Below are 22,557 nucleotides of genomic sequence, written 5' to 3' on the forward strand. Positions count from 1 at the left end.
CCATGGGGGTTCAAGAGCCGATTCATATCCTGCTGGTCGACGACCGTCCGGAGAACTTGCTCGCTTTGGAAGCCGTTTTGGGCAGCGAGCGTTATACGCTCATAAAGGCGACTTCGGGCGAAGAAGCGCTGCGCTGTCTATTAAAAGACGAATTTGCGGTCATTGTACTCGATGTCCAGATGCCGGGCATGGATGGGATCGAGACGGCAAAGCTTGTTAAAGCCAGAGAGAAGACCAAGGATATTCCGATTATCTTTATCTCCGCGAACAGCAAGGAATCCGAGCATTTGTTTGCCGGATATTCCGCGGGCGCAATCGATTATATGGTTAAACCGTTTATCCCCCAGATTTTGAAATCCAAAATCGAGGGGTTCGTTAGCATGTATTTGGCGAACAAGCGTCTGAAAGATCAGAGCACGCTGCTGCATCAGAAAACGCAGGAGCTGGAAAAGATCAACGAAGAGCTGGTCAAAGCCAAAGAGGCAGCCGAGATTGCCGTCAAAGCGAAAACGGAGTTTCTGGCCATGATGAGTCACGAAATCCGTACGCCCATGAACGGAGTGATCGGCATGATCGATCTGCTGATGGAAACGGAACTGAAGCCGGAGCAGAAAGAATACACGGAGATTATCCGGGGCAGCGCGGATGCGCTTGTCACGGTAATCAACGACATCTTGGACTTTACCAAAATGGAATCGGGCAAAATGGAGCTTGAAGAGCATCCTTTTGAACTGAAAACTTGTATCGGCGAAGTTTTTAATCTGTTTACGATGGAAACAGCACGAAAGAATCTAGAGATGGTATACTTTATGGAGGAGTCGGTACCGGAGCTGCTGTACGGGGATATGGCCCGTCTGCGGCAGGTGCTGATCAACCTGGTAGCCAATGCCGTCAAGTTCACGGAGCGCGGCGGTATTTACTTGGTCGTATCGATTCGCGGAGAAGAGAACGGGAAACTCACGCTGGAATTTGCGGTAAAAGATACCGGCATCGGCATTTCGCCGGACAAGGCCAACCGGCTGTTCCAGCCGTTTTCCCAGCTTGATTCTTCGATGACCCGAAAATACGGCGGTACCGGTCTTGGCTTGGCAATCTGCAAGACGCTTGTGGAAATGATGGGCGGAGAGATCCGGACCGAACCCATGGACGAGGGCGGAGCCATGTTCGTCTTTACGATTCAGGTCCAAAGCTTTCAACCGGAAAAACCGCCTCCTTTTCGGGGAGAGCCTTTGACGGCACTCCGGGAAGAAACAAGAAGCGGAGCTTCGGTACTGATCGTGGACGACCATCCGATCAATCGCAAGCTGATCACGAGTATGCTGCAGAAGATGGACATCGCGTCAGATGCGGCGGAAGACGGCGAGCAGGCCCTACGGATGCTGGAGCAGCGTTACTACGACTACGTGTTTATGGACCTGCAGATGCCCGTTATGGACGGACTCGAAGCTACGAGAAAGATCCGCAAGCTGTTTGCCGGAGAACACAGTCCTATAGTGGTAGCCATGACGGCGAATGTAATGAACGACATCCGGCAGCGCTGCAGCGAAGCGGGGATGGACGATTACATCAGCAAGCCGGTCAAAATGGCAGGCCTCAAACAAGTGCTTGCGCGTTACCAGCTCGAACTTGGCGATCGGACCGAAACTAAGGCCGCACGTTAGGTTGGAGCGGGAAGAACATGGTCGGGTGCAAAGTCGGATAGCGGTAAGTCGGTAATGAAAGTTAAGTTTCAAGAACCCCGTTTGTGTTTAATAAGCTTAGAAAACATTTTTTTAGGGAGAATGTCTATGACCACAAATAAGAATGATAAGTTCAATGCAAAAACGGTTTCCGAAGAAGGCAAAAACGTCGTCTATTTGAGTGGGGAACTCGACTTGTCTGTAGCGCCGGATTTTCGCCTTGTTATGGAACCGCTCGTAGGGGATTCCGATGCCGATTTGACTATCAATTTAAAAGAATTGAAGTATATCGACAGTACGGGAATTGGGATTCTGCTTTCCATTTTGAAAGCACGTCATTCCATGAATGCTTCGTTCAGCGTGGAAGAAGTGCCGCCGCAAATTCAAAAGTTGTTTGATATGACAGGTATCGCCAAATTTTTTGAACCCCAAGAGAATTCCCAATAGGAAAGGATCGAACAACGCATGAAAGCAGATCAAACCGTTACCCTCAACTTACCGGCTACGGCCGACTACGTGGATATTGTACGGCTGAACCTGTACGGCATCGCGTCCAAGATGGGCTTTTCCTATGAGGACATCGAAGATATGAAGGTTGCCGTATCCGAAGCTTGCAATAACTCGGTTCTATACGCTTACGGACAGGAAGGAGGATTGGTGGAGGTTATCTTCGGCGTCAACGGAGAAGAACTCACAATCACCGTCAAGGACGAAGGCGTAAGTTTCGCGCTTCCGCAGGATACTTCGGATGCCACGACCCTTCACGATAAAGAACTGCACGATGTAGAAATCGGCGGTCTCGGTTTCTATCTCATGCAGGCTCTGATGGACGAAGTCAGTGTCTCCAGCGAGAGCGGAAAAGGAACGCAGGTCATTCTGACCAAGCGTCTCACCAGGAGTGAGGAGAAAGTATGAATGATAAAGTGACGCCGCCTGAATCCATGTCGGAAGCGGTATCCTTGATTTGGGAATATCAACAGACCAAGGATAACGAAATCGCCACGGTGCTCATCAAAAAGTACGAGCCGATGGTCAAGATGGCCGCAGGCAAGATTGCCAGAAACCGGCCCGATCTTTATGAAGACTTGTATCAGGTGGGTCAAATGGCTTTGATTCGCCTGCTTCAACAATACGACATCCAGTTGGGGATTCCTTTTGAGCCCTACGCGATGAAAAGTATGATCGGGCATATGAAAAACTTTCTGCGGGACAAATCTTGGTACATACAGGTGCCTAGACGAATCAAGGAAAAAGGTGCGCTGGTTCAGCAGGCAATCGACGAACTTACCATTCGTTTGGAACGTTCGCCGGATGTCAAAGAAATCGCACAGTATTTGGATTTGAGCGTGGAAGAAACGGTTGAAGTCCTGGCCGGCCGCGAATGCTATCATTACGTGTCCTTGGACTCTCCTCTTTCCCAAGAGGAAAGTGCCGCCACGCTTGGCGAGCTGATCAGTTCCGACGTGAACGACTACGATACGGTCGAACGGCGTATGGACCTTCAACAGGCACTCAGCCAGTTGAAGGAACAGGAGCAGAAAGTGCTGCTGCTTGCTTTTCAGGAGGGACAGTCACAGCGCGCGATCGCACAGAAACTTGGCGTTTCTCAAATGAGCGTATCCCGGATTCAAAAACGCGCCACCGAAAAACTTAAACAGATCATGTCCAATTCATCTTCTTCCTTATGATCATGACCGTTTATAAAAATAGCCAAGCTTCCTCCTAATGTGCGTTGGGACAGCTTGGCTATTTTATTTGGCTGCAAATCTGTTAGAAGCCATAGGAAAAACGCGATGTTTCGGACAGAGCCGGAGTCTGTCCGAAATATCGCGCTTTTTTGACCTTTTACAACTCAATCAGGTCCCGCCATTACGGCCTTGTTGAATCAAGCTGCCCATATAGTCGAAGAAGTCGCTGACATAAGGAACACCAAGGCTTGCCATAACGGAGGCAATCCAGGTGAGCAGGGCGATCACGACAACAGTGCCGACCGACAATCCCAAACCGCGGGCAACTCCTGCGGTAAAGTTGGAAATAATCCGCCTTTTCCAATCAGTGTAGTTCTCGACCAGATCTTTGAAATCGCCTTTTCTCAAGGCGACCGAGATGTCTTCCAGCTGTTTGTTCAACCGGCTTACTTCATGACGAAGCTCAAACGGATGATCTTTGGACAAGTCTTGGGGACGGAGCGTTCCGTCTTGGGTGCGCTCATTCTGTTCAATGGTTGCGCTTGCGAAGCGGTCGCCCGGATTCGGTCGCGTCTCGGTGTGTGCCATGGCAAATCCCCCCGCTTTCGGTAAAGTAGATTATACATAGTCGGCTGTTTGCAAAAGTCCATTCAAGGATGTTCGATAAAAAAAGCCGGCTGATTCCAGCCGGCTTTTTGAAGATGCAGAAATCTTTACAGGACAGGTTTTTGACTTGTTGGTGTTGTTGGTGTTGTCGAAGATGCTGGCGCGTTGGAGTTCGCCGGTTTGATTTCATTTTTGGTTTCTTCGGCTTTTTTAGCCGTTTCTTGCATGATTTCTTTGTCCGCTTTTGCAGCTTCGTTGGCTACGTCGGCCGAAGCCGATTTTACCGTTTCGCCTACGTCAGCCGAAGCGTCTTTTACCGATTCAGTTACGTCGGAGCCGTTTTTGCGTACCGATTGTACAACATTCGATGTTTTTTCGGAAACGGATTGAGCCAGCGTTGTCGCTTTTTCGCTGACAACCGTAGCTGCCGTTTTTGCTTTTTCGCTGACAACCGAAGCGGTATCTTTGGCTTTGAGGCCAATTGTGCTTGCCGCACCTTTGGTCTTGTCGGTGGCTACGCCTACCTTGTCGGAAATGTCGCTGCGCAGATCGCGTCCCGGTTTTGGAGCAAACAGCAGAGCCGCTGCGGCTCCGAGCAGGCTGCCGATCAGAAGGCCTTTGGTGAAAGTCGTACCACTTTGCATCGGATATTCTTTTTCTGCTTCATTCATTGATAATCACTCCTCAAGTGTAGTCATGGACTCTGCGGCCATGGTCGGTTATTAGGGCTCTTTTGAAATACGTGGCTTCGATCGAATGTCTAAGCTGCGCGTCTGAACAACTTGGCAATGGATCCAAGGACCAAGACGAAAATCGCGGTACCGAGTACGGCGGGGATAATGGCAAAGCCCGCAATGTTCGGACCAAAGCTGCCAAGCAGCATATTGCCTACCCAAGCACCGGCCAACCCGGCTACAGCGGCTCCGATGATTCCGCCAGGCATGGCGTTATCCGCCAGGGCGTCTCCGATGAACCCGATCACAATCGCCATAATCAGGCTGATGACCAGTCCCCACATTCGGCTTACCTCCGTTCCCGGCATTCCGCTTACGCAATGTTCGGTATGCTGCGCCGCCGCTCTTAATTGCTATATAAACGCCGCTTTTCCCGCTGAAACAGGCAAGGTACTGCCGGACGAGGCAAACCGGAGACATTCCGGCAGCCGATGAAAAGCAAAAAACCCGACTTGAGCTCAAGAAGGAGCACGAAAGGCCGGGTTTGGCGCGAGATGTGAATTCTAGGGTGAAAAGCGGCAGGCTGCGCTTATTTCCGGCGTAAACGGCCCAATTCGGAGGCGACCGCTTCCACTTCGGAAATGCTGAGTGAAGGCTTGCTGACCACAAGTTCGTAAATGTCGAGGATGTCTTCATAACGCTCCACCGAGAACGAGGAAGCCTGCATCGCAGCTCCGGAAGCCATGCGGAGCTTATTTTTAATCGACTCAATCATATACTCTACGTTTTCCTGGGTTTTGCTGGACAAATCCATGTATAATCTCCTTCCGGCAGACGATGCCATCGATAAACACGGAGGCCGCCGGTCAAATCGGAATTCGACAAAAGGCTCCGCATCGACGGTTTATGTTTCCTCATTGTAGCATGATCGGGAAGGAGACTCATCCTTTTTTGCAGAATACCCGTCAAGTGCGTTAAAATCGAGAGGACATCGGTCGAAGACCGGAAGCCGGATGAAAAAGGTGGATATGAATATTGAGTATGAGCGAATCGGTATGGGCACAGACGGACAGTCCGGTCAGGCGGAAGAACCGATTTGACGGTCTGCACGAGTTGTTCGCCGAATTGGCAGCGTCGTATCGTCCGGATCAGCTGATCTTTTTGTGCATCGGTACGGATCGGTCCAGCGGGGATGCCTATGGTCCTCTTGTCGGCAGCCGTCTGAAAGAAGCGGGCTTTCCCTATGTGAGAGGAACGCTTGAAGAACCCTGCGATGCCGCCAATTTGGAACGGATTACCCATGCACTGCCCACGGAACTTACCGTTGTCGCTTTGGATGCCTGTCTGGGCAAGCCCGGATCGGTCGGCAGGTTCCTGCCGCTGCGGGGACCGCTCACTCCTGCAGGTTCGATGAAGGGGACCTTTTCCCCTATCGGCGACTACAGTGTTGCGGCTGTGGTCAACGTGTACGGGCCGAGGCCCTACCAGGCACTTCAGAGCGCATCGCTGCGGCTTGTGCTGCAGATGGCAGAGCAGACGGCGGAAGCCGCGCGGGAAGCCTTTGGCATGCTGGCGTTTTCCGAACCGCTGACGGAAACGGACAAACCTTAAGAAAGGAAGTCGTGGACATGGAGAGACGGAAACAAGAAGGCGTGCCGATTCGTTACGCGGATCGGGGAGAAGGAACGGTTCTGGTGCTGCTGCACGGATTTATGGGGAGCGCGGACTACTGGGAACGGCTCGTGCCGCTGCTGGAAGGACATTTTCGGTGTATAGTGCCGGATTTGCTCGGTCATGGACAATCGGAGGCGCCGCCGGGACCTTATACGATCGAACAAATGGCGGACGGCGTTCTTCAATTATTGGATGCTCTTGAGATCAAGCAGGCCGTCGTGTTGGGACATTCGATGGGCGGCTACACGGCACTGTCGTTCGCGGAGCGTTATCCGGAGCGGCTGCTGGCGTTCGGGCTGGTACATTCCACTCCGCTGCCGGACGATGCGGCAGGCAAAGAGAAACGGACGGCCGTGGCCGAACGGTTTGCCCAAGAAGGCGTCCGGCCTTTTGTCGAACAATCGGCGCCCAATTGGTTCGCTCCCGAGAATGCACGGCGGATGACAGCGGAAGTGGACCGTGTAATCGGGATCGGTACGGCGATGCGTCCGGAAGGTGCAGCCGGCGCGGCACTGGCTATGAGAGAACGTCCGGATCGCGGCAACGTGATCCGCTCTTTCGAACGCCCGGTGCTGCTGATTGCAGGCAGTGAAGACGGTATTGCTCCGCCGGAGAAAGCTTTTGCCGCCGAGAATGCTTTTACGACCCGCCGCATTATCGAAGGCGCCGGGCATATGAGTCTATTCGAAGCGCCGCAGGAGCTGGCCCGTCAGATCGCTTCATTTGTTGAGCGGCTCTAAAAGCGGGACAGTCAAAGAAGAGGAGAACTATCATGCTAAGAAAAGATTACTTGATGCGCATGATCGAAGAGATGAGCGAAGCGGTAGGCTCCATGCTGGGTCTTCGCAGGGAACAAAAAAATGAGCAGGCGCTCGAAAAATTAGACGGTCTGCTCAAACGCCATTTTCGCATGAGCGAGCAGATGCTGCGATCGCTTCCCGCCGAAGAACTGATCCGTCTGTTCCGGCAGCGGGACGGCGTCGATGCGGAAAGTCTGCAGTTGGTCGCGCGTATGCTGCAGGAGAACGGAGAAATCCGCGACAATATGGGCGAAGAACAGGTGGCGGCCGCTGTGCGGATCAAGGCGCTCCATGTGTATCTGTATGCCGCTTTGAACGGAGGGAGCCGTGAACTGGTCGATTATCCCCTTCGGATCGAAGAGCTTGCCGCCCAGCTTGAGCGATACCGTCTGCCTGCGGCGGAAGAACGGCTGCTCATGCTCTATGAAGAACAGGAAGGCCGGTATGCGTCTGCGGAAGATGCCATGTATCGGATGCTGAATGCCAGTCCGGACGGCGACGCGGATGCGCTTGAAGAAGGACGGATGTTCTATGCCCGTTTGTCGGCGCTCGGCGAACAGCAGCTTCAAGCCGGCGGTCTGTCGCGCGGCGAGCTGGAAGAAGGCATCGAAGCGCTTCGGGACGAATAGCCGTCGACCCGGCAGGCGAGATAACCCAGACACCCGGAGATCACACCCGAGAGGATGAGAGTCACCCCATGCAAAGCATAAATCAACTGCTGGACGAAGTGCTGCCCGAAGGCAGGCTCGTCTCGGCAACCTTGAGCCAGCCCCGACGCAAAGACGGCGAATCCTGCGGGAAAGTCGTCGTCAAGCCGGTGCTGCTCAAAAACGAACTGCACTATCAGCTGGCTTACCATTACGATAAAAAAGTGACGCACGCTAACGCAACCCTGGAAGAAGCCCGCACGAAAATTTCGGCACTGCTGGAGAACGATATGCGCCAAGGCTTGTTTGCCACGCTTGAATCGGACTACCAGGTTCTGATCAGCAAAAAAGGCAAGACGGCCATTCTGAAAAAGCCGCCGACCAAAAAGAAGGCACCCGACCTGTCGCATAACCGAAAAAAAACGTACGTGCTGGAAGAAGGCGAGCCGGTTTCGTTTCTGGTGGAACTGGGCGTCATGAACGATAAAGGTCGGGTACTGGCCGCCAAATACGACAAGTTCCGTCAGATCAACCGTTTTCTCGAGATGGTGCGCGATATTCTGCCTTCACTGCCGAAAGACCGCAAACTGACGATTGTCGATTTCGGCTGCGGCAAGTCTTACCTGACTTTTGCGCTGTATCATTATCTCGCCGTTCAGGAAGGTTTCGAACTCAATGTGGTCGGGCTCGATCTCAAAGCGGATGTGATCGAGCACTGCGAGTCGCTGGCCCGGACGCTTAATTACGAAGGTCTTCATTTCCGGATCGGAGATATCGCGGATTACGACGAATTCGATGCGGTCGATATGGTGATTACGCTGCACGCCTGCGATACGGCAACCGATGCGGCGCTTGAAAAAGCGGTACGTTGGGGCGCTTCGGCGATCCTGTCGGTGCCCTGCTGCCAGCATGAACTGTTTGCACAGGTTCAAAGCGATATACTGGAACCGCTGCTGTCGCACGGCATTCTGAAAGAACGTTTCTCGGCGTTGGCTACGGACGCGATTCGGGCGAAACTGCTTGACCTTGTCGGTTACAAGACCCAACTGCTCGAATTTATCGATATGGAGCATACGCCCAAAAATATTCTGATCCGCGCGGTTAAGACGGATACTCCGTCTGCGGCGAACGTCTGGCGCGAATACGAAGCGTTCCGGAATTTCCTGGGCGCTTCCCCTTATTTGGAACAGGCGCTTCAGGATAGACTGCCTGCTCCATCGAAAAATTGAATCGAACGAAAAGCCTGTCAGGGAAAGAGGGAAAACAGTGAGTGTTATATCGGATATCGTTTCGCAGTTATTTGCATGGATTCAGGGTTTGGGGTACTTCGGTATTATGTTCGGTTTGATGGTCGAGGTCATCCCGAGTGAAATCGTCTTGGCGTACGGAGGGTTTCTCGTGTATTCCGGAGATATCAATTTCTGGGGAGCGGTACTGTTCGGTACGATCGGCGGCGTCCTCGCGCAGCTCTTCATCTATTGGATCAGCCGGTACGGAGGACGCCCGGTGTTGAAGCGCTTCGGCAAATACATTTTTATCAAAGAATCGCATATCGATCATGCCGAGCAGTGGTTTAATAAGTACGGAGCCGGCATCATTTTCAGCGGCCGGTTTATTCCGGTCGTTCGCCATGCCATATCGATTCCGGCAGGACTGGCCAAAATGCCGACCTGGCGCTTTACGGCTTTGACGACGCTTGCGGTCATTCCGTGGTCGATCCTGTTCGTATTCCTCGGTTACCAATTGGGCGGGCAGTGGCAGCAGATCGACGAGAAAGCTTCCCCTTACATTATCCCGATCGTGGTGGGCGCCGTGTTTGTCATGCTGGTTTACCTGATCGTGAAGGTCGTATTGACCCGCCGCAAGAAAACGCAGATTTAAACGGCATCCCTTTCCAAAATCCAACTGAGAAAAGAGGAAATACATTGAGCCTTACTTCTTTGAAATCGCGTTTCGGAACCGGATTGAGTCCGCAGGAATTTATCGACTCCATGCAAAAAAATAAAGAAACATTCGAAACGGGCTACCGTGACTTTTCCTGGAAAAACGAAGAAGACCGCCTGTTTTTTGAAGAGCTGCGCTCGCGTAGCGATCTGAGAGTCGTTCTTCTGGCGGCCGACTGGTGCGGCGACGTGGCGCGCAATGTCCCTGTGGTATTCCGCGTATTGGAAACGGCGGAGATTCCGGTGGATGTGATGATTCTGGAAGAGAATTTCGATTTGATGGACGAATATCTCACGATGGGCGGACGTTCCGTTCCGATCGTCCTTTTCGCGGATGCGCAGGAAGGCGAAGTTCTGGCCCAATGGGGCCCCCGGCCGGAGAAAGTGCAGGAACTCATGCGCAAATTCAAAGCCGAGAACCCGGATCGCGAAGCGGCCGACTATGCGGAAAACATGAAAGTTGTCCGGGAACAAATGATGGAGCGCTACGGAGAAGGCACCTCTATCCATGAAGTGATCGTGCACGAACTGCGTACGCTTCTGTCGGGGGTGTAACATGCTGAGAGTCGAGACGTTCAATCTCGGTCCGCTGCAGACCAACGCTTACCTGCTGAGAGGCGAAGACGATCTCAAAGCCGTCGTGATCGATCCCGGGATGAATCCGGCCGCGTTGATGCGCCGGGTCGAGTCTCTTCACGTCGAAGCGATCCTGCTGACCCATGCGCATTTCGATCATATCGGCGGCGTCGAAGAACTGCGTAAAGCCAAAGGATGCCCCGTCTACCTGCATGATCTGGAAGCCGGTTGGCTGACCGATCCCAAACATAACGGCTCCGCGATGTGGTCCGACCTGGGCGGTCCGATCCGTACGGATCCGGCGGACTTTTCGCTGGCGGCCGGCCAGACGCTCAATCTGATCGGCAACGAATTCAAAGTGCTGCATACACCGGGGCATTCGCCGGGCAGCGTGAGCTTTCTCTGCGGCAAAGACCTGTTTGCCGGCGATGTCCTGTTCCGCGAAGGCGTAGGGCGCACGGATTTGTACGGCGGACGCCAGGGCGATCTTGTCGATTCGATCCGGCTGAAACTGTACAAGCTTCCGGACGATACGGTCGTATACCCGGGACATGGTCCCCGCACCAAGATCGGTTACGAGAAAGCCAACAATCCGTTTGTGCCGGCTCCGTAAACACGCAGTCCTGATTCATGGAGTGCCTCGGCTTTCCCGCACGTAATGCTGGACAAGGCCGTTTTCCGGTAGTAAGATACAGCTATTGCAAACCTGCCGCCGGAAACATTCCGGATGCTGCACGGCAGGGGTCGAACAAGAACTGAATCATGCCGACGATCCCGCGGTACGCAGCCGCAAAGGATCGTCATGCATATATGCCTGCGAAGCACGCAAGCTGAGGATCTATTCCCGGTTTGCGTGCTTTTTTTTGTTGGGACGATTTTTGATCAAATTGGCAATCCGATTGCGGGTTGTCAAACTATTCAATAAGGACGTGAAGGAATTGGACAGAGTAGAACCTTTTGATACGGAAAAAAGCGGTCGGCCCTCAGTCGTACTGCCGCAGCCTGTAGAAACGGAGCAGACAGAAGTGCGAAAGAAATTCGGCAGCCATCCGGTTTCCGTGCGGTCCTGGGAGTCGGTCAAGCTGGAAGACGGACGGGTCGCACAGCCCTGGCATGAGCGGCTCACCCGGATTCGGGAAGGGAAAGACCCTCGTTTTTAGAAAATTTTCGGCTTTCGGGATTTTTCGGCAGGCGATCGGGGCGGCGAAAGACCGATTTTTACATAAAACGTGTATTTAACGGACCGGCGGCGTGGACAGCAAAACTTTTTTTTAGTACGATATAAGCTAAGCTTTTGCATTTACATTCATTTTCATGAAAAGTGGACCATGAATCCGATAATGTCCGGCTTGACCGGATTTTGTACATGATAACCAAGGGGGAGAAACCATGCTTCATTTGGGAGAAAAGATCGTGATTGTCGCGGATGTCTTCGAGCAGCACCTCCCTGTGGGAGAGCACGGTTATTTGATTGCTTACGACCGTAATCCGGATAATGCTTTCGATTATATCGTTCGAATCCCGCAGGCCAACCGAAACTTTTTTGTGACGGAAAAAGATATCGAGCCGGAAGAAAACGTGATGCGTTTCGAAGCCGAACAGGTTGAACGCGCCGCTTTGATCGATTACGCGCTGGCGACGCACAATGAGAAACTGTTTTATCAAGTCATGAACGGCGGCGAAGACGAAGAAAGACTTGAAACGGAAGCCGAAGCTTCCGCCGAGCCGTTGTCGGAAGCGGAATTTATCAAACGGATCAATCTGCGGGCGTGGATCTAGCACCGGAGAAGCCGTTTTTTGAGAATCGGGAATCCGCCGGGACTTCATCGTCGCAGGCTTTTGCTTGCTCGCTTTTTTTAACCAAACGATCTGTACATGTCGAGCCGGCGAATGCCGGCTTTTTTCTGTACGGGAACGATGCGGGCCTCACGGCCTGCCTTCGGAAAGACGGACAGGGCGCACTCCGAACGTTTGCGATCCTCTGGATTTTTGCGGGTTGCTAACCTATAATGGGGACGTTGAGGAGTTTCGGCACTTTAACCCTTTAAACGACAGGAGAACCTACAATGAAAATTACGGTGGAGCAAGTCGAACACGTGGCCAAATTGGCCCGATTGAACGTGAATGACCATGAAAAAGAAATGTTTGCCGAACAGCTCAGCGCCATTTTGCAGTATGCGGAGAAGCTGGACGAGCTGGATACGGAAGGCGTGGAACCGACCACCCACGTACTGCCGCTGCACAGTGTCATGCGTGAAGACAACGTGCACGAGAGTCTGCCGATCGAACGGGTTCTGCACAACGCGCCCGAAGACGAAGACGGTCAATTCCTTGTACCGGCAGTGCTGGACTGATCCGGCAGTCATTTGAATAGTTAACGATCAACGCGGAGGTGCAATAGTGACATTGTTCGATTTGGGACTTCGGGAAATTCATAACCGGCTGCATGCCGGTGAACTGTCCGTGACCGAACTGGTCAAGGATTCCCTGCAAAAAGTAGAAGAGCGCGACGGAAAAGTGAAAGCCTTTTTGACGGTGGACGAAGAAGGGGCCTTGGCTTCGGCAGCCAGACTCGACGGCAAGTTGGCGGCGGGCGAAGAACGCGGCCTGCTGTTCGGCCTGCCTGCGGGGATCAAGGACAATATCGTGACGGAAGGTCTCCGCACGACATGTGCCAGTCAGTTTCTGCGCAATTTCGATCCGGTCTACGACGCGACGGTGGTTCGGAAACTGCGTGCGGCGGACAGCGTGACAATCGGCAAGCTGAACATGGACGAATTTGCGATGGGAGGTTCGAACGAGAATTCGAGCTTCTATCCGGTACGCAACCCATGGAACCCGGATCGGGTTCCCGGCGGTTCGAGCGGCGGTTCCGCCGCAGCGGTTGCGGCGGGCGAAGTGTATTTCACGCTCGGTTCCGATACCGGCGGTTCGATCCGCCAGCCGGCTTCGTACTGCGGCGTGGTGGGACTGAAGCCTACATACGGCCTGGTCTCGCGCTTCGGCCTTGTGGCGTTCGCGTCCTCTCTTGACCAGATCGGTCCGGTTACCCGGACCGTGGAAGATTCGGCTTACGTCCTGCAGGCGATCGCCGGTCACGACGACCGCGATTCGACTTCGGCGAACGTCGACGTGCCGGACTACATCTCCGCATTGACCGGCGATATCAAGGGACTGCGTATCGCCGTACCTAAGGAGTATATGGGCGAAGGCGTCGATCCGAAAGTCAAAGAATCGGTTATGGCGGCGATCCGTCAGCTGGAATCGCTTGGCGCAACCTGGGAAGAAGTCTCGCTGCCGCATACGGAATACGCACTGGCCGCTTACTACCTGCTGTCGTCTTCCGAAGCGTCTTCGAACCTGGCCCGTTTTGACGGGGTGCGCTACGGCGTTCGCGCGGAGAATCCGGAGAACCTGCTGGATCTGTACCTCAAATCCAGAAGCGAAGGCTTCGGCGACGAAGTCAAACGCCGGATCATGCTCGGAACATACGCCCTCAGCTCCGGTTATTACGATGCCTACTATTTGAAAGCCCAGAAGGTCCGGACGTTGATCAAACAGGATTTCGACCAAGTGTTCGAGAAATTCGACGTCATTGTCGGTCCTACGGCACCGACGACGGCTTTTGCGATCGGTTCCCAGACGGACGATCCTTTGACGATGTATCTGAACGATATCCTGACGATTCCCGTTAGCCTTGCGGGCGTGCCGGCAATCAGCATTCCCTGCGGATTCGAAGACGACATGCCCGTCGGCCTGCAGATTATCGGCAAGCCGTTCGACGAACAGACCGTGCTGCGCGTCTCTCATGCGTTCGAGCAGCATACCGATCATCATAAACGCCGCCCGCAGATTTAATCCGCGCGCGTAAGAGGAGGAACCGCCTGTCATGTCCACGGTACAATACGAAACGGTCATCGGACTCGAAGTGCACGTCGAACTGCACACGAAGACCAAAATCTTTTGCGGCTGCTCCACCGAATTCGGGGCGCCGCCCAACACCCATACCTGCCCGGTCTGTCTCGGACATCCCGGCGTTCTGCCGGTTCTGAACCGTCAGGCCGTCGAATATGCGATCAAAGCCGCAACGGCGTTGAACTGCCAAATCGCGGATATCAGCCATTTCGATCGCAAAAACTACTTTTATCCCGATTCGCCGAAAGCTTACCAGATTTCGCAGGCGGCCCGCCCGATCGGCGAGCACGGCTGGATCGATATCGAAGTCGGCGGCAGAACCAAACGGATCGGCATTACCCGTCTGCATCTGGAAGAAGATGCAGGCAAATTGACGCACACCGGCGCTTTTGGCTCGCTGGTCGACTTCAACCGCGTCGGTACGCCGCTGGTCGAGATCGTATCCGAGCCCGAGATCTCTTCGCCGGAAGAAGCCCGCGCTTATCTGGAAAAGATGCGTGCCATCATGCAGTACTGCGAAGTGTCGGACGTGAAGATGGAAGAAGGCTCGCTGCGGTGCGATGCCAACATCAGTATTCGTCCGCAGGGCCAGCAGGAACTCGGCACGCGTGCCGAACTGAAGAACATGAACTCGTTCCGCGGTGTGCAGCGCGGTTTGGAATACGAAGAAATCCGTCAGGCCGAGATTCTGGACGAAGGCGGCAAAGTAGTTCAGGAAACGCGCCGCTGGGACGAAGCCAAAGGCCTGACCCTCTCGATGCGCGGCAAAGAAGAAGCACACGATTACCGCTACTTCCCGGATCCGGACCTTGTGGCGGTCGAGATCGGCGAAGATTGGAAAGCGGCGATCCTGAGCAGTATTCCGGAACTTCCGGATGCGCGCCGTGCACGTTACAGTGCCGATTACGGACTGCCGGCGTACGATGCGCAGGTCATCACTTCTTCGAAGCCGCTGGCCGATTTGTTTGAAGAAAGCCTGAAATTTACCGACGATGCCAAATCCGTATCCAACTGGATCATGGGCGATCTGCTCGGCCACCTCAATACAAGCGGCCTGGAGCTGAATGCGGTGCCGATTACCGGACAAGGACTCGGCGAATTGGTCGGCTTGATCGGCAAAGGCACGGTCAGCAACAAGATTGCCAAGACCGTGTTCAAAGAAATGCTGCAAAGCGGCAAGCTGCCGCAGCAGATCGTCGAAGAACAGGGCCTGGTGCAGATCAGCGACGAAGGCGCGATCAAAGCGATCGTGCTCGAAGTCGTCGCCGCCAATCCGCAGTCGGTCGAAGATTTCAAAGCCGGCAAGGATAAAGCGATCGGCTTCCTGGTCGGTCAGGTCATGAAGCAGAGCAAAGGCAAAGCCAATCCGGGGCTTGTCAACAAGCTGCTTATGGAACTGCTGAAAAACTGACCGAAAGGCGGCCAAACGGCTGCGCAGAAGGCGCGTTCGCTTGCGGACGCGCCTTTCGTTATGCATGCCCTGCAAAGCGGAGCACGAATCCGGTTAATGATAGGAAGAAGCGGGAGGGATACCATGATTGAGAGAATCGATATGCAGGATGATCGGAAAGCGGAAGAGCTGCTGCGTTTGCAAAAGACAGCGTACCGCTTGGAAGCCAAGCTGATCGGGTTCGACGAAATTCCGCCTTTGGCGGATACTTTGGATACTCTGAAGCGCAGCAGCGACATTTTTTACGGATATACGGCGGATAGCGGCGAGCTTGCCGGCGCCATCGCGGTTGAAGAAGAAACGCCCGGCATACTGACGCTGACCCGTATGATGGTGAGCCCCGTCTTTTTTAGACAGGGAATCGCCAGCCGCCTCATCGAACACATCTTCGCCGTCTATCCGGGTTTTAAGACCTATCTCGTATCGACCGGTTCGCGGAACGAACCGGCCATGCGGCTCTATGCAGGATTCGGCTTCATTCCGTTCAAGAGCGAAGCGATTGCGCCGGGCGTGGAACTGACGACCATGAAGCGGGAGAAAGGAGCTGGAAACTCCGGCTGAACGTTACGATTTTGGAACATGAAAAGGAGCAAGAACGACTATGACGGATCCTTGGATTATCGATAACACCCATATTTTTCTGCGTCTGGTCTGCGCGGTGCTGCTTGGCGGTCTGATCGGCTGGGAACGCGAACGTTCCAGCCATGCGGCGGGACTGCGTACGCATATTCTGGTTTCGGTCGGCTCCGCCCTGATCATGCTGCTGTCCATGTACGGCTTCGTCGCTTTTGTCGATCAGCCGAGCGTGCGGGTCGATCCGGCTCGTCTGGCAACCGCCGTGATTTCGGGCATCGGTTTTCTCGGGGCCGGGACGATCCTGTTCACAGGCAAATCCATCACCGGATTGACGACGGCGGCGTCGCTGTGGGTAGTGGCCGCTATCGGTCTTGCCGTAGGCGCAGGCTTCTATTTTGCAGCCATCCTGACGACCCTGTTCGTTTTTGTCACGCTGCTTCTGCTCAATATTGTCGAACAGCGCTACATTCGGGGGCATCATACCCATGTCGTAACGGTCAGGGGCAGGACAGGCAGCGGATTGATGGAGAATGTATCGGGATTTATGAAGGAGCGGGAAGTGCGGATCCGCAAAATGGAAGTGCATGTCAAAGACGGAAGTATGTCATCCGAACCGGGAGACCGGTCTTCCGTTGTGGACATTACGATGAACCTCACGTCCGAGAAGAGAATGGACCCGGCCGAAATGACGCATCAGCTGTTAAGGATGGAAGGCGTCTATTCCGTAGCGATCGAGTAGGTTCCGTTCCTACTTCCGCCGCGTGCGCAAGAAAGGGGGAGCCGAACCATGGCGAAGAAAGGCAAGGCGAAACGACAGAAGCGCATGGCTATCGCCTGCCTGCTGTCCGCGATTGTTCCCGGAACCGGGCATCTTTATCTGGGACTGATTCAAAAAGGGCTTTCCTTTATGTTGACGATTCTGCTCGTGATCGAAGCCCTGTTATATTTTTCGGCCACGGGTATCCAAATAAACGTACCCCTGCTTATTCTGCTGGGCTTGACCCTTCCGATTATCTATTTTTATAGCGTGTACGATGTCCTTCAGGCGACGGATCGTGTCAACGAGCGCAGACGCGCCGTGGAGAACGAATTCTACAACTGGAGAAAAAGCATGACGTTTGCCTTGATCCTGTTCGGAGAAGGAGCGCTGCTGCTTATTCTGCACAGCCGTCCTCTCTGGTTTAGGCAGTTGATCGAACAATACGGCCGTGAAACGGCTGCTTTGGCGCTTGTCCTGCTCGGAGTGGTGTTGGCGGTACTTCAAAGCGCCAGTGTACGCAGGGCGGTACGACCTTGGCACGAGGCGGCTGCGGATCGTTCGGAAGCCGACGCGGAACGGAGGGAACGCCATGAGTCCTAAAATCCGGATCGGGCGCTGGACGGCTTCTCTCGTTCTTATCGCTGTCGGACTGCTGCTGCTCAGTGACGAACTGCGGGGCCGCGATGATATGCTGCAGCTGATTCGCTGGTGGCCGGCCGTCTTTATCTTATGGGGGATTGAATATATCGCGATGCTGCTGCTGTTTCGCAAACGGCGCCGGCGCTTCCGGATCGACATGACGGGAGTGCTGGTGGCCTGCCTGCTGAGCGCTTCCGTTTTTATCGTCACCCAGCAGAATCATTATTTGCACCTGTGGAATCGGGTCAGTCTCGATCTGACCAGTTCCGCAATCGAATTCAGCGAAGCCGAAGGCAATAAGTTCGCCAAGCCTTCGATCGACCTGAATGCCGCATTGGAAACGACCGGTCTATCGGTAGAAGGAATCAACGGCGATATTGTGGTCCGCCGCGGATTTTCCGATCGCATCCGTGTACGCAGCACCGTCTGGGTCGATCAAGCCGAGCCGGAAGAAGCGAAAGCCATCGCCGAGAAGACCGGTATCCGGGTCGAAGAAGGCAGAACCATTTCCGTAACGACCCAATCGGAGTCCTATGGAACATCCGGCCGCCGTCAGCCCCGGGTCGACCTTGAAATTCTGCTTCCCCAGGAGCGGAGCTTCGATATGGAGATCCGGACGAACGGAGGTTCCGTGACGATCAACGGCGTTCAGGCAATTCGCTCCATCTCCGTCCAGACCGGCGGAGGCAATCTCGACTTCACCAACGTAGGCGGTAACGTAACGGCATCCACCTCCAGAGGCGGGATCCGGATCGCTACGGCCGCCGGCAGCGTACAAGCCGAGACGCAGCAGGGAGATATCCAGAGTTCGAACGTTGCCGGATCGCTCAAGCTCACCACGATCCTCGGAAATATCAAAGCGGACGGGACGATCGGCGATATTGCCGTCGATACGCGAAACGGAAGCATTGAAGTGAACGGCGTCAACTTCGGCTTGTCGGCTCAGACGCTTAATGGGAATATCGATGTTCGCTCCCGGATCGTGCGCGGCGACTGGTCGGTATACAGCGCAGTCGGACAAATCGATCTGACGCTTCCGGCATTCGGGAGCTACCGTATGGAAGGCTCGAACGGTTACGGCGATATTCGGAGCGAACTGCCTTTTGCCATCGAAGATCGGACGTTGAACGGAACCTACGGCGAAGGCGAATTTACGGTCCGTGCGGACGGCAACGGCAATCTTAATGTGTTCCGGGCCGAATAATGCCGCTTGACGCCCGGTTCACACGTTGACAAAAAATATTCACAAACCTTACAATGGAGAGTAACCTAAGGAATAACGGCAAGGAGGAGAACGGGATGACGACACGCGTACAACATGCCTTGGAACAGCTCAAAGTTAACGGTGTGCGCATCACTCCCCAAAGACATGCCATTTTGACCTATCTCATGGAGAATATGGGCCATCCGACCGCAGACGAAATTTATCGCGCGTTGTGTCCGCAGTTTCCGAGCATGAGTGTTGCCACCGTTTATAACAATCTCAAGATGCTGATCGAAGCCGGGATGATCCACGAACTGACCTATGGAGACAATTCCAGCCGGTTCGATGCGAATGTCAGCGAGCATTATCATATTATCTGCGAGAAGTGCGGCAAGATCGAAGACTTCCATCATTCCTATCTGGGAGAAGTCGAACGGGCCGCTGCCAAATCGACGGGCTTCACGGTCAAAGGACACCGTCTGGAAGTGTATGGAGTATGCGAGAGTTGCAGCGAACATTGACGTTTGCTTACAATAAGGCGTGTGGAGCCGTTTAAGGCTCCCGCGCTTTTTTTTGTGGCGTATCTTGGCAGACATGCAGAAGGGTAGCTGTTGTGAAGTGAATGGAAGCAGAAGAGAACGCGGCAGAAAAAAGAAGCGGCCGGGAAGAACAATTCTCCTTGGCGTCGTCATTGCGGGAGTAGGCTGGGGAATTTGGAGTTTGCTGCCGGGGTTTTCCCATGAAGATCCGGAATGGCTCGGAATGGAAAAACCGATTTTTATAGAAGGAAAATGGAGCGGGTACCAGGCAGTCGGCGCAGGCGAATCGCTGAAGCTTCCGCTTCCGCTTATTCAGGAGCAGATCGACGCTTATGCCTACGCGGATCCTGACGGGGAAACAGCGATCCTGACTACGGCCAACGAACTGCTTGTGATGGCCAAAGACGGAAAAGCGGCCGAATCCAACGGAGCCTCGTACAAGCTGGCGTCGCCTCTGCAGGAATACGAAGGCACGCTTTATCTGCCGGTCGAGCCTTTGGAACGCATGTACGGTATTCGAATCGCGGAACAAAGTCCCGAAGGCAGTGTGACCGTGCTCAAAGCGGGCCGTACATTCCGTACGGCTGCTGCAGTCGACGGAGGACTCTTCGGTTCTCCCAAGCTGCGAAGCAAAGCGACGATCAAAGCTCCGATCACATCCGATTTAAAAAAAGGCGCGCCGCTTCGGGTCTGGAGCGGGCAGGACGGCTGGCTCTATGCCCAGACGGATGAAGGACGTGCCGGTTATATTCGCCAAGGCGACGTGAAATTGGGACAAGAAGAGCATATACCGGCTCCGGAAGCCGTACCGACGGCCGCTTCCCAAGAATGGGCCGACCAAAAGATCAATCTGGCCTGGGAAGCGGTATACGAAAGCCGGCCGAGTCCGGACGTGATCGAAGAAATGCAGGGAGTCAATGTCGTCAGTCCGACCTGGTTCGAGCTGAAAGACGGCAAAGGCAATATCCGCAGCAAAGCCGACAGTGCTTACGCTGCGCGTGCGCATAACAGAGGCAAACAGGTCTGGGGATTATTCAGCAACGCCTTCGAAGCGGATTGGACCCGCGAGATGCTGAGCGATTACGACAGTCGTTCCCAGGCGATCCGCCAGGTACTGAAAGAAGCGAAGACTTTCGACCTGGATGGAATCAATCTGGATTTCGAAAACGTGTACACCGAGGATAAAGCGCCCTATGTGGAATTCGTGCGCGAACTCACCGTAGCGGCGCGCGAAGCCGGGTTGACCGTCTCCGTGGATGTGACGCCCAAATCCAATACGGAGATGTGGTCGGCTTTTCTGGATCGCAGGGCGCTGGGCGAAACGGTCGATTTCATGATGCTGATGGCTTACGACGAGCATTGGGCAAGCAGCCCGGAAGCCGGATCGGTTGCGTCTTTGCCTTGGGTGGAGGCGTCCGTCAAGCGGATCCTGGAAGAAGACAAAGTGCCGGCATCCAAATTGGTGCTGGGCATTCCGCTGTACACCCGCGTATGGACGGAAACCGAAGAAAACGGGGAGACCAAAGTTTCTTCTTCCGCGGTCGGGATGGAGACCTCGCAGCGGTTGATCCAGGAAAACAAAGCGAAAAAGGAACTTCTCGAAGACGTGGGCCAGCATTATGCCGAGTACGAAGAAGACGGAGAGCTTAAGCGGATTTGGCTCGAAGATGCAGAATCGTTGAAGCGGCGTATTGCGCTGGCACGGAATTACAAGTTGGCCGGAGCAGCCAGCTGGACCCGCAGTTTCGCTTCCAAGGAAGCGTGGGAAGTGCTGCGGGCGCTTAATGGAAAATAGGGCAAGCAGAGACCGAGAACTCGGTCTCTTTTCTTTTATATGTGATGTTTTCCTTTTTTCGGGTGAGCCAATAGGGGAAGAAGGAATAGAAACATCCGGCGTAGAATACTACTTAACGGCAAAAAGGCAAAAGTCATGGAGCCGCCCAAACAAAAGAAACGGCCGACCGGCCGGGCGGGAGGAGGAACAGAGGTGGGCCCATTTACATTTAGCGATTGGCCAGAAAACGGGCCGGTTCCTCTGGGAGCCGTCGCCTGCTACCGACCGTCCGGTCATTTTCACGGAGCGCTGCTGCAGGACTTCGACGTACTGGTTTTTCTTATTTTCGAAACGTTAAGCGAAGAAATACAGCTGCATCACCGGGTGGACGACGGGATCCATTACCAACTGCTCAGTCTGCATGCGGAAGAGTTGAAGCGTTGGATCGTTACCGGCGAACACCGTTCTTTGGTCCATTATTTTTTGCAGGGAGAAGTGGTTAATGATATGACCGGACAAATTTTGCGTCTGAGACAGCAGGTGGAGCGCTTTGGACAGCCGTTTCAGGAACAGCGACTCTTTTTCGAGTTCTCCCGTTTTTTGCACAACTATGTGGAAGCCAAGCGTCACCTGACGGAAGGCCACGAGATGGATGCTTACTACAGTACGCTTAAGTCCCTGCATCATTGGGCGTGTATCGAACTTGTACAGAAATCGGTCTATCCCGAAAAAACGATCTGGAACCAGGTGCGCGTACACAGCGGCCAGGTCTATAAATTGTACGAGCAGTTGGCCTTCAGTCAGGAGACGCTTCGCGAAAGAGTCGAACTGGTGCTGCTGGCCTGCGAGTTTTCCGTGATGTCCAAAATGGCGGAGTGTTCCCAACTGCTGATCCGTGTCCTTCGCAGCCGCCGAATGGCCTGGACGATGGGGGAGTTGAGTCTTCATCCGGACCTGCAGTACGTCAAAACCGATCTGCCTATGGTGGTACGTAAACTTGTGTATCGTTCATTGATCAAACAGTGGCCTCGAGAAAGCAGGAAAGGTGCACCGGGGGTAGAACTGCGGTACAGTGCGGATTAAGCGCGAGTCTACCCGAGAAAAAGCCATGTAAACGGATGAAATTTCGAAAAAGGGTTGACTCGGTATATAAGTACATGATAAATTAAATCTCGGCCTTCAAAAGCCGTCGGCGCTAAATCGCTGGGCAATCCAATCGCATGAGAAGTTCGAAAAAAGACTTTAAAAAAAGTGCTTGACGAACTGCTTGCCACTGTGATAGGATATAAAAGTCGCCGCTGAGAAACACGGCGCCGAACGAAAGAAACCGAATAACCGAGTTTGTTCCTTGAAAACTGAACAGTAAGTGAGTCGCGGCGATGAAGATCGTCGTGAGAACGGATCTTCAAATGG

General features: G+C 53.9%; 27 protein-coding genes. 23 read left to right on the forward strand and 4 right to left on the reverse strand.

What is annotated here, in order from left to right:
- Positions 1 to 2 precede the first annotated feature (2 nt).
- From HOP44_RS21600 to HOP44_RS21615, 4 genes are all read left to right on the forward strand, one after another.
- Positions 3 to 1,661 (forward strand): response regulator, encoded by a 1,659-nt coding sequence (locus tag HOP44_RS21600; protein ID WP_172257322.1) that lies wholly within the window; start codon positions 3 to 5, stop codon positions 1,659 to 1,661.
- Positions 1,662 to 1,787: 126 nt separating this feature from the next.
- Positions 1,788 to 2,126, forward strand: a complete 339-nt coding sequence (locus HOP44_RS21605; RefSeq protein ID WP_172257324.1) for an STAS domain-containing protein — start codon at positions 1,788 to 1,790, stop codon at positions 2,124 to 2,126.
- Positions 2,127 to 2,144: 18 nt separating this feature from the next.
- The gene (gene rsbW, locus HOP44_RS21610; RefSeq protein ID WP_172257326.1) at positions 2,145 to 2,594 is read left to right on the forward strand and encodes an anti-sigma B factor RsbW; all 450 of its coding nucleotides are present in this window, start codon (positions 2,145 to 2,147) and stop codon (positions 2,592 to 2,594) included.
- The gene (locus tag HOP44_RS21615) at positions 2,591 to 3,367 is read left to right on the forward strand and encodes a sigma-70 family RNA polymerase sigma factor (RefSeq protein WP_172196979.1); all 777 of its coding nucleotides are present in this window, start codon (positions 2,591 to 2,593) and stop codon (positions 3,365 to 3,367) included. Before rsbW ends, HOP44_RS21615 begins: the two co-directional genes overlap by 4 nt.
- Positions 3,368 to 3,535: 168 nt before the next feature.
- Here the strand turns inward: HOP44_RS21615 and HOP44_RS21620 are convergent, their stop codons facing one another.
- From HOP44_RS21620 to HOP44_RS21635, 4 genes are all read right to left on the reverse strand, one after another.
- Complete coding sequence (locus HOP44_RS21620; RefSeq protein WP_219915571.1) at positions 3,536 to 3,955, reverse strand: DUF5665 domain-containing protein; 420 nt, start codon at positions 3,953 to 3,955, stop codon at positions 3,536 to 3,538.
- A gap of 125 nt (positions 3,956 to 4,080) precedes the next feature.
- The gene (locus tag HOP44_RS21625; RefSeq protein WP_172257328.1) at positions 4,081 to 4,644 is read right to left on the reverse strand and encodes a YtxH domain-containing protein; all 564 of its coding nucleotides are present in this window, start codon (positions 4,642 to 4,644) and stop codon (positions 4,081 to 4,083) included.
- Positions 4,645 to 4,733: 89 nt separating this feature from the next.
- Positions 4,734 to 4,991 carry a GlsB/YeaQ/YmgE family stress response membrane protein gene (locus HOP44_RS21630; RefSeq protein ID WP_172257330.1) on the reverse strand — a complete coding sequence of 86 codons (258 nt, stop codon included), beginning with the start codon at positions 4,989 to 4,991 and terminating at the stop codon, positions 4,734 to 4,736.
- 245 nt (positions 4,992 to 5,236) lie between these two features.
- On the reverse strand, positions 5,237 to 5,461 hold the full coding sequence (locus HOP44_RS21635; protein ID WP_172196973.1) for a DUF1128 domain-containing protein: 225 nt from the start codon (positions 5,459 to 5,461) through the stop codon (positions 5,237 to 5,239).
- A 227-nt stretch (positions 5,462 to 5,688) separates the two neighbouring features.
- Here HOP44_RS21635 and yyaC point away from each other — a divergent pair, with 227 nt between their 5' ends.
- The 19 genes from yyaC (at position 5,689) to HOP44_RS21725 (ending at position 22,227) form a co-directional block, all read left to right on the forward strand.
- A complete protein-coding gene (gene yyaC / locus HOP44_RS21640; RefSeq protein WP_172257372.1) occupies positions 5,689 to 6,258 on the forward strand; it encodes a spore protease YyaC in 570 nt (189 codons plus the stop codon).
- 17 nt (positions 6,259 to 6,275) lie between these two features.
- Entirely contained in the window at positions 6,276 to 7,061 is a 786-nt protein-coding gene (locus HOP44_RS21645) for an alpha/beta fold hydrolase (protein WP_172257332.1), read from the forward strand.
- A 32-nt stretch (positions 7,062 to 7,093) separates the two neighbouring features.
- Entirely contained in the window at positions 7,094 to 7,750 is a 657-nt protein-coding gene (locus HOP44_RS21650) for a DUF6483 family protein (RefSeq protein ID WP_172257334.1), read from the forward strand.
- A 68-nt stretch (positions 7,751 to 7,818) separates the two neighbouring features.
- Complete coding sequence (locus tag HOP44_RS21655) at positions 7,819 to 8,997, forward strand: class I SAM-dependent methyltransferase (protein WP_172257336.1); 1,179 nt, start codon at positions 7,819 to 7,821, stop codon at positions 8,995 to 8,997.
- A 37-nt stretch (positions 8,998 to 9,034) separates the two neighbouring features.
- Positions 9,035 to 9,649, forward strand: coding sequence for an undecaprenyl phosphate transporter UptA (gene uptA / locus HOP44_RS21660; RefSeq protein WP_172257338.1), 615 nt, complete (start codon positions 9,035 to 9,037; stop codon positions 9,647 to 9,649).
- A 44-nt stretch (positions 9,650 to 9,693) separates the two neighbouring features.
- Positions 9,694 to 10,266 (forward strand): thioredoxin family protein, encoded by a 573-nt coding sequence (locus tag HOP44_RS21665; RefSeq protein WP_172257340.1) that lies wholly within the window; start codon positions 9,694 to 9,696, stop codon positions 10,264 to 10,266.
- 1 nt (position 10,267) lies between these two features.
- Entirely contained in the window at positions 10,268 to 10,900 is a 633-nt protein-coding gene (locus tag HOP44_RS21670) for an MBL fold metallo-hydrolase (protein WP_172257342.1), read from the forward strand.
- Between the two features lie 412 nt (positions 10,901 to 11,312).
- Entirely contained in the window at positions 11,313 to 11,447 is a 135-nt protein-coding gene (locus HOP44_RS23080; RefSeq protein ID WP_281367827.1) for a hypothetical protein, read from the forward strand.
- A gap of 229 nt (positions 11,448 to 11,676) precedes the next feature.
- Positions 11,677 to 12,066 carry an ATPase gene (locus HOP44_RS21675; RefSeq protein WP_172257344.1) on the forward strand — a complete coding sequence of 130 codons (390 nt, stop codon included), beginning with the start codon at positions 11,677 to 11,679 and terminating at the stop codon, positions 12,064 to 12,066.
- 287 nt (positions 12,067 to 12,353) lie between these two features.
- A complete protein-coding gene (gatC, locus tag HOP44_RS21680) occupies positions 12,354 to 12,641 on the forward strand; it encodes an Asp-tRNA(Asn)/Glu-tRNA(Gln) amidotransferase subunit GatC (RefSeq protein ID WP_172196953.1) in 288 nt (95 codons plus the stop codon).
- Between the two features lie 46 nt (positions 12,642 to 12,687).
- On the forward strand, positions 12,688 to 14,145 hold the full coding sequence (gene gatA / locus HOP44_RS21685) for an Asp-tRNA(Asn)/Glu-tRNA(Gln) amidotransferase subunit GatA (RefSeq protein ID WP_172257346.1): 1,458 nt from the start codon (positions 12,688 to 12,690) through the stop codon (positions 14,143 to 14,145).
- Positions 14,146 to 14,176: 31 nt separating this feature from the next.
- Positions 14,177 to 15,613: an Asp-tRNA(Asn)/Glu-tRNA(Gln) amidotransferase subunit GatB gene (gene gatB / locus HOP44_RS21690; protein ID WP_172257348.1), complete on the forward strand. Its 1,437-nt coding sequence runs from the start codon at positions 14,177 to 14,179 to the stop codon at positions 15,611 to 15,613.
- Positions 15,614 to 15,736: 123 nt separating this feature from the next.
- Positions 15,737 to 16,213, forward strand: coding sequence for a GNAT family N-acetyltransferase (locus HOP44_RS21695; protein WP_172257350.1), 477 nt, complete (start codon positions 15,737 to 15,739; stop codon positions 16,211 to 16,213).
- A 40-nt stretch (positions 16,214 to 16,253) separates the two neighbouring features.
- A complete protein-coding gene (locus HOP44_RS21700; protein ID WP_172257352.1) occupies positions 16,254 to 16,967 on the forward strand; it encodes an MgtC/SapB family protein in 714 nt (237 codons plus the stop codon).
- Between the two features lie 48 nt (positions 16,968 to 17,015).
- On the forward strand, positions 17,016 to 17,588 hold the full coding sequence (locus tag HOP44_RS21705; protein WP_172257354.1) for a hypothetical protein: 573 nt from the start codon (positions 17,016 to 17,018) through the stop codon (positions 17,586 to 17,588).
- Positions 17,578 to 18,831 (forward strand): DUF4097 family beta strand repeat-containing protein, encoded by a 1,254-nt coding sequence (locus tag HOP44_RS21710; protein WP_172257356.1) that lies wholly within the window; start codon positions 17,578 to 17,580, stop codon positions 18,829 to 18,831. The genes HOP44_RS21705 and HOP44_RS21710 overlap by 11 nt, the downstream gene beginning before the upstream one ends.
- 95 nt (positions 18,832 to 18,926) lie before the next feature.
- Positions 18,927 to 19,352 carry a Fur family transcriptional regulator gene (locus HOP44_RS21715; RefSeq protein ID WP_172196939.1) on the forward strand — a complete coding sequence of 142 codons (426 nt, stop codon included), beginning with the start codon at positions 18,927 to 18,929 and terminating at the stop codon, positions 19,350 to 19,352.
- A 241-nt stretch (positions 19,353 to 19,593) separates the two neighbouring features.
- Complete coding sequence (locus tag HOP44_RS21720; protein WP_246370008.1) at positions 19,594 to 21,165, forward strand: glycosyl hydrolase family 18 protein; 1,572 nt, start codon at positions 19,594 to 19,596, stop codon at positions 21,163 to 21,165.
- Positions 21,166 to 21,357: 192 nt separating this feature from the next.
- A complete protein-coding gene (locus HOP44_RS21725) occupies positions 21,358 to 22,227 on the forward strand; it encodes a nucleotidyltransferase-like protein (protein ID WP_343060004.1) in 870 nt (289 codons plus the stop codon).
- Positions 22,228 to 22,557: the final 330 nt, after the last annotated feature.

Source organism: Saccharibacillus deserti (assembly GCF_013618475.1).
GTDB lineage: Bacteria > Bacillota > Bacilli > Paenibacillales > Paenibacillaceae > Saccharibacillus > Saccharibacillus deserti.